The organism is Rhizobium sp. WYCCWR 11146, from assembly GCF_013591995.1.
In the GTDB taxonomy this organism is placed as follows: Bacteria; Pseudomonadota; Alphaproteobacteria; order Rhizobiales; family Rhizobiaceae; genus Rhizobium; species Rhizobium indicum.
In genome coordinates, this window is sequence record NZ_JACCEY010000037.1 from 310,177 (window position 1) to 316,377 (window position 6,201).

At 61.8% G+C, this 6,201-nt stretch carries 7 protein-coding genes; 6 read left to right on the forward strand and 1 reads right to left on the reverse strand.

The features are described from left to right. Positions 1 to 55 precede the first annotated feature (55 nt). Positions 56 to 358: a hypothetical protein gene (locus HX899_RS29115; protein ID WP_181294000.1), complete on the reverse strand. Its 303-nt coding sequence runs from the start codon at positions 356 to 358 to the stop codon at positions 56 to 58. Between the two features lie 157 nt (positions 359 to 515). On the opposite strand from HX899_RS29115, the gene HX899_RS29120 reads away from it, so the two are divergent. The 6 genes from HX899_RS29120 (at position 516) to HX899_RS29145 (ending at position 6,172) form a co-directional block, all read left to right on the forward strand. Continuing rightward, positions 516 to 911 carry a hypothetical protein gene (locus HX899_RS29120; protein WP_138389186.1) on the forward strand — a complete coding sequence of 132 codons (396 nt, stop codon included), beginning with the start codon at positions 516 to 518 and terminating at the stop codon, positions 909 to 911. Positions 912 to 1,119: 208 nt separating this feature from the next. Continuing rightward, a complete protein-coding gene (locus HX899_RS29125) occupies positions 1,120 to 1,950 on the forward strand; it encodes a metallophosphoesterase (RefSeq protein ID WP_138389185.1) in 831 nt (276 codons plus the stop codon). Next, positions 1,947 to 3,131: an ABC transporter ATP-binding protein gene (locus tag HX899_RS29130; protein WP_138389184.1), complete on the forward strand. Its 1,185-nt coding sequence runs from the start codon at positions 1,947 to 1,949 to the stop codon at positions 3,129 to 3,131. The genes HX899_RS29125 and HX899_RS29130 overlap by 4 nt, the downstream gene beginning before the upstream one ends. Next, the gene (locus HX899_RS29135; protein ID WP_181294001.1) at positions 3,124 to 4,047 is read left to right on the forward strand and encodes a carbohydrate ABC transporter permease; all 924 of its coding nucleotides are present in this window, start codon (positions 3,124 to 3,126) and stop codon (positions 4,045 to 4,047) included. The genes HX899_RS29130 and HX899_RS29135 overlap by 8 nt, the downstream gene beginning before the upstream one ends. Then, positions 4,044 to 4,880 carry a carbohydrate ABC transporter permease gene (locus HX899_RS29140; protein ID WP_181294002.1) on the forward strand — a complete coding sequence of 279 codons (837 nt, stop codon included), beginning with the start codon at positions 4,044 to 4,046 and terminating at the stop codon, positions 4,878 to 4,880. The genes HX899_RS29135 and HX899_RS29140 overlap by 4 nt, the downstream gene beginning before the upstream one ends. A 26-nt stretch (positions 4,881 to 4,906) precedes the next feature. After that, positions 4,907 to 6,172, forward strand: coding sequence for an ABC transporter substrate-binding protein (locus tag HX899_RS29145; protein WP_138329465.1), 1,266 nt, complete (start codon positions 4,907 to 4,909; stop codon positions 6,170 to 6,172). Positions 6,173 to 6,201 lie beyond the last annotated feature (29 nt).

Here is a 6,201-nt window from a genome sequence, read left to right on the forward strand (position 1 = left end):
CTCAGGAGCGAGGGGCGCGGCGGCATTTGATCCGGTCACTCGCGAAGGGTGACATTTAATGGATGACTAATGACGAGGACATCGACGCCAGCATCCCCTCGGTCGCCCGGATCAGCCGCGCCGTGCGCGCCATCACCTCGGTTCCGGCCTCCGTCTCGGCAATCGCGGTTGCCAGACCGTCCAGTCCGTCCGCCACCTGGATCAATTTCGGCAGCATATCGGCCCGTCCGACTGCCTCAGTCGATCTGGCGAGCTTACGCAGCGCCTCCGAATAGCTCGATATCAAAGCGAGTTTCTGATCTGTGGGAATAGTGGAGAATGAGCGTTTCTCGGAAGGCGACAGCGGCAATTTCGGCATGGATGCGACCTGTTGAACTGCGTGTGAACTCGCATAGGCGTTTTTTGTTCCGAGCTGGCCCATTGCTCGATGACCCTTCTGCTTCAGTGGAAATGGCGTCGCCGTGGAACTCCGGGACCTAGAAGGCCGTTGAGGTGCATCAACATAGGAGGTTTCCATGCAGCTGATCGATACTCGGGTCACACAGGCCGGCGACATCTTTACCGTCGAATTCCTGGGCGAGGGAGGAGAGTCGATTTCCGTCAAAATCGACAACTCCCATGGCGAACTCGATGATACGACGGCGGTCGACCGCGCCAAGGTCATGATGGTTCAGCTGACCGCCTTTGCCGGTGGGGAAGCAGACGGCAGCATCAACCGTTACGATGCCTTGAGCAACGGCAATTTCGACGAAGGCAGCAAGGGCTTGATCGGCCAGCCGAGTGCGCGCTCGGCCGGCGACAGGCAAACGTTGGAAGAGGAACTCGATGAAGGCCTCGAGGACAGCTTTCCTGCAAGCGACCCAGTCTCGGCAACGGTATCGTCCATTCCCGCCAACGCACCACGGCACTGATTGCAACGCAATTGCGTATTCTTAATTCCAAATACAGGTGAAGGCTGTCCCGGTTCCGGCAGGCGGTCTTCACCAGCATGACAGATTGATGTCAGAACTGAGAAACAGCTGAAAACTTCAGCTGTGTGATTGACATGGGAGCCTTCTAGAGAGGGCACGAGAAGGGAGCGCCGGTGAGGCGCTGCCGAGGTCTCGGAGACGCGCCCCCATGAAAATCATTCAGATCACCGACACCCATTTCAGCCCCGATAAGCCGCATTTCAACGGCAACTGGGCGCCGCTTCTGAGCTGGATCGAAGAGACCGGCGCGGACCTGATCGTCCATACCGGCGATCTCACCGTCGATGGCGCCGACAAGGACGCGGATATCACCTTCTCGATGGACCTGATGCGTCAGGTGTCGATCCCGATGCTGATCGTCCCCGGCAATCACGATGTCGGTCATCTCAAAGGATCGGACCAGCCCGTCAATGCCGAGCGGCTATCTCGCTGGCGCAGCCTTGCCGGCGACGACCGCTGGCTGGAGGATTCGGCTGGCTGGCGCTTCATCGGGTTGAACTCATTGCTTCTCGGCCGTGAGGATGACGAAGAGGAGGCGCAGTTCGAATGGCTCGATCAGTCGCTGTCCGGCAGGGCAGGGCGGCGCGTAGCGTTGTTCGCGCACAAGCCGCTGTTCGTCGATGCACCCGACGAAGGCGATACCGGATATTGGAGCGTTCGCCCGGCTCAGCGTCGGCGGCTCTATGATCTGATTGCTGCCCATGACGTGGCGCTGTTTGCGAGCGGCCATCTCCACTGGGCCTGGCAGGGGCGCTTTGACAACACCCAGCTGATATGGGGTCCCTCGGCCGCCTTCATCATCGACAAGATGGAGCGCGAGATGCCGGGCGAGCGCCTGATCGGCGCGGTCGTCCACGAGTTCGATACGGCAGTCGAAAGCACGATCGTCGCCGTTCCCGGCATGACCGCGCATGTGCTCGACGATGTCGTGCATGAAGTCTACCCCCAGGCGGTCAAACAGCGGGAACCCGTCGAATGAGCGCGCTCTCGCTTCGCGGCATCACCAAGGCTTTCGGCGGCAACCAGATCCTTGATGGCGTCAGCCTGGATGTCGCCGCCGGCGAATTCATCGCGCTGGTCGGCCCTTCCGGCTGCGGCAAGAGCACGCTGTTGCGCGTCCTTGCCGGCCTCGACCACGCCGACCAGGGAGAGATCCTGATCGGCGGGCAGGATATGTCCGGCGTTGCGGCCGCCGATCGCAACATCGCCATGGTCTTTCAGTCCTACGCGCTTTATCCGCATCTGACGGCCTCTGAGAACATCGCCGTGCCCTTGGCGATGCGCCGGCTGTCGAGGATGCAGCGGCTGCCCTTCATCGGGTCATTGATGCCGGGCCAGCGCGCCACCCGCAGGGCGATCGCCCGTGACGTCAGGGAAATGGCGACGTCGCTGAAGATCGATCATCTGCTTGACCGCAAGCCCGGCCAGATGTCGGGCGGCCAGCGTCAGCGAGTGGCGCTTGCCCGCGCCATGGTGCGCCAGCCGAGCATCTTCCTGATGGACGAACCGCTCTCCAATCTGGATGCCAATCTGCGCGTTCATGCCCGCGGCGAGATCGTCGACCTGCATCGTCGCGCCGGCGTGCCGACGCTTTATGTCACCCACGACCAGGCGGAAGCGCTTTCCATGGCCGACCGTGTCGCCGTGATGATGGGCGGAAAATTGCTGCAGATCGCCAGCCCCGAGGTCATCTACGATGATCCAGCCCATATCGAGGTCGCCCGCTTCATCGGCCAGCCGCGCATCAATCTGCTGCCGGCCTTTGCCGAAGGCGGCGTCATTCTCTGCGGCGGCCTGCGCCTGACGCTTCAAAATACGCACGACGGGAAGATGCCGGTCACGCTCGCCATCCGCCCCGAATTCGTCTTTCTGTCCAAGAACCGGCATGACGGCCTTGCCGCCCGGATCGAACGCGTCGAATTCCTGGGCTCCGAAGTCATCCTCCATTGCCGGCTCGAGGCGATCGGCGAGACTATCGTTGCCAAGGTTCAACCGTCGGAAGCCTCCGGCCTTGTGGCCGGCGATCCGGTCGGGCTGCGGCTTTCGCCCGGCCGCACGCTGATCTTTGCCGAGGACGGCAGCCGGCTGGCCGGCGGCGTTGCAACGGGTGATGCCGGGCTCGCAATAAGCGATGCCCAGCGGGAGAGGGCGCATGGCTAGCATCGTCTCCATGGCCGTGCCACACGATGCCGCCGTTGCGCATCGGCGCAGCGAGGCCCGCATCGCCTGGATGCTGGTGATGCCGGCTATGATCCTGCTGTTCCTCTTCGTGCTTTTGCCGGTTGTATCAGTCATCGTGCTCGGCTTTACCGATTTCGAACTGGGCTACGGCAAGTTCCGTTTCGTCGGCTTCGAGAACTACGCGCACCTGATCACCGACCGCACCTTTCGCAAGTCTCTGTGGAATACGACGGTGTACACGGCGCTCGTCGCACCGGTCTCGATCCTTCTCGGCCTCGGCATCGCCATGCTGATCGAGAGCGAGACGAAGGCGCGCAGCTTCTTCCGCACCGCCTATTTCCTGCCGGTCGCCTCGCTGATCGTCGCCATGGCAACCGTCTGGCAATATATGTTCCACCCCACAATCGGCCCGCTCAACGCGCTGCTGGCCCTCGTCGGGCTTCCAGGCCCGAACTGGCTCGGCAGCTCCGGCACGGTGCTCTACAGCCTCTCGATCATCGGCGTCTGGCAATCGGCCGGCTTCAACATGGTGCTGTTCTTCGCCGGGCTGACGGCGATCCCGCGCGAGCTTTACGCGGCAGCCGAGGTGGATGGCGCCAGATCCTCCCTCGACCGTTTTCTGCTCGTCACCTGGCCAATGCTCGGGCCCACGACGCTCTTCGTCATCACCATCAGTATCACCAATTCAGTCAAGGTTTTTGAAACGGTGAAGACTCTGACCGAGGGCGGCCCGAACAAGGCGTCGGAGGTGCTGCTCTTTACGATCTACCAGGAGGGCTTCGTCTACCTGCGCGTCGGTTATGCCTCGGCAATGACAGTGGTCTTTCTGCTAATCCTGGTGGTGCTGATGTTTCTGCAGTACCGCGTTCTCGATCGCCGGGTGCATTACACATGATAACCAGCGCTTTTTCCCTCGGCAGGATCATCCGTCTCACCTTGCTTTCCTTAGGCGCGATCATCTTCCTGTCGCCCTACGTCTTCATGATCTCGACGGCAGGCAAGGCCCAAAGCGATATCTTCACCTCGTCGCTGTCGTTGATCCCGGCGCACTTCACCTATGCCGAGAATTTCGCCAAGGCCTTGAGCCGAGTGCCGATGGCGCAGCTGCTGTGGAACGGCGTCGTCGTCTGCGGGCTGATCTTCTTCTTCCAGGTGCTGGTGGCGATCCCTTGCGCCTATGCCATGGCAAAGCTGCGCTTCGGCGCCGCCCGCGCCATGATGGTGCTTGTCATGCTCGGCCTGCTGGTGCCGATCCACGCGACGGCGCTGCCGCTCTATGTCGCCTTCGACCGAGCCGCGCTGCTCAACAGCTATGCCGCCCTTGTCGCGCCCTTCACAATTTCGGTCTTCGCGATCTTCATGTTCCTGCAGTTCTTCCGCGCCATGCCGGATGATCTCATCCATGCCGCGCGTCTCGACGGCATGTCGGAGTTGGGCATCGTCGCCCGCGTCATCGTGCCGAATGCCTGGCCGGCGGTCACCGCCTTCGCCATCTTTTCGGTCGTCGCCCATTGGAACGATCTCTACTGGCCGCTGATCGTCATCAGCAAGCAGGACTACGCTACGCCGCCGCTCGGTCTGATGTATTTCCGCGCCGCCGAGGCCGGCGACGACTACGGCGCGCTGATGGCGGCGACCCTCATCATTACCCTTCCCCTCGTCATCGCCTTCCTGCTTGCGCAGAAGCGCTTCGTCGAGGGCATCACCATGACCGGTCTCAAAGGCTGACCGGTTTCAACCCAGGAGAACGAGCGATGAAACATATCACCCAGCTTCTCGCCGCAGCGGCCGTCTCGATGGCAATCGCGCTTCCCGCGCATGCCGAGACGACGCTGACGGTTCATTACCCGATGCCGGGCTTCTTCAAAGACGTGATGGATACGATCTCGAAGAAGTTCATGGAAGAAAATCCCGATATCAAGATCCAGTTCGCCAGCCCGTCGGCGACCTATGAAGAAGGCATCCAGACGATCCTTCGCCAGGTCGGCACCAGCGCAATGCCCGATATCACCTTCATCGGCCTCAACCGCCTGCGCATGCTCGACGAACGCGACGTCGCCGTCGACCTCGGCCCGCTCGTCCAGAAGGACGGCAATATGGCCGAGCAGGGCTTCTCCGACACGATCCTCAAGCTCGCCCAGGTCAAGGGCAAGCAGGTGGGCCTGGCTTTCGCGACTTCCAACCCGATCATGTATTACAACGCCGATCTCGTGAAGGCGGCCGGTGGCGACCCAGAAAATCCGCCGAAGACCTGGGATGAGGTCATCGCGCTCGGCGGCAAGATCAAGGCGCTCGGCGATGGCGTCGACGGCATCGATTTCCGTTGGCAGGGTGATGACTGGATGTTTTCGGCACTGCTCTTCGGCGCCGGCGGCAAGATGCTGAGCGACGACGAAAGCAAGGTCGCCTTCAACGGCCCGGAAGGTCAGAAGGCCGTCGAGGTCCTGCATCGCCTGGTCACCGAGGGCGGCATGCCTGTGTTCACCAAGGCCGCCGGCGAACAGGCTTTCGCAGCCGGCAAGGTCGGTTTCGAATTCCAGACCACAGGCGCGCTGCGCAACACGATCAAGAATGTCGGCAACAAATTCGATCTGCGCACCGCCAAGATCCCATTGATCGATCCGGTGAATGGCCGCCTGCCGACCGGCGGCAACGCCGTCGTCATCCTGACGCATGACGCCGCCAAGCAGGATGCCGCCTGGAAGTTCGCCAAATTCGCCGCCGGCCCTTATGGCGCTTCCGTCGTCGTGCCCGGCACCGGTTATGTCCCGAACAACGAACTCGCCGCAAAGTCGGCCGATTATCTCGGCGATTTCTACAAGCAGAACCCGCTGTTCCAGGCAGGCCTCAGCCAGATGCCGGTGATGATCCCCTGGTATGCCTTCCCAGGCTCGAACGGCGTCAAGGTCACGCAGACGATCGTCGACAATCTCTCGCGCATCGTCGACCAGTCGGCCGAGCCGAAGGAAGCGCTCGATGACGCAGCCGCCGATGTCGAGGGCATGCTGCCGCGCAGCTGATCGGCTTCCCGATCGGGAACAGGGCAAGG

Bases quoted from the DNA above. Each gene is read 5' to 3' on its own strand.
- HX899_RS29115 (WP_181294000.1), bottom strand. From the start codon at position 358: ATGCCGAAATTGCCGCTGTCGCCTTCCGAGAAACGCTCATTCTCCACT.
- HX899_RS29120 (WP_138389186.1), top strand. From the start codon at position 516: ATGCAGCTGATCGATACTCGGGTCACACAGGCCGGCGACATCTTTACC.
- HX899_RS29125 (WP_138389185.1), top strand. From the start codon at position 1,120: ATGAAAATCATTCAGATCACCGACACCCATTTCAGCCCCGATAAGCCG.
- HX899_RS29130 (WP_138389184.1), top strand. From the start codon at position 1,947: ATGAGCGCGCTCTCGCTTCGCGGCATCACCAAGGCTTTCGGCGGCAAC.
- HX899_RS29135 (WP_181294001.1), top strand. From the start codon at position 3,124: ATGGCTAGCATCGTCTCCATGGCCGTGCCACACGATGCCGCCGTTGCG.
- HX899_RS29140 (WP_181294002.1), top strand. From the start codon at position 4,044: ATGATAACCAGCGCTTTTTCCCTCGGCAGGATCATCCGTCTCACCTTG.
- HX899_RS29145 (WP_138329465.1), top strand. From the start codon at position 4,907: ATGAAACATATCACCCAGCTTCTCGCCGCAGCGGCCGTCTCGATGGCA.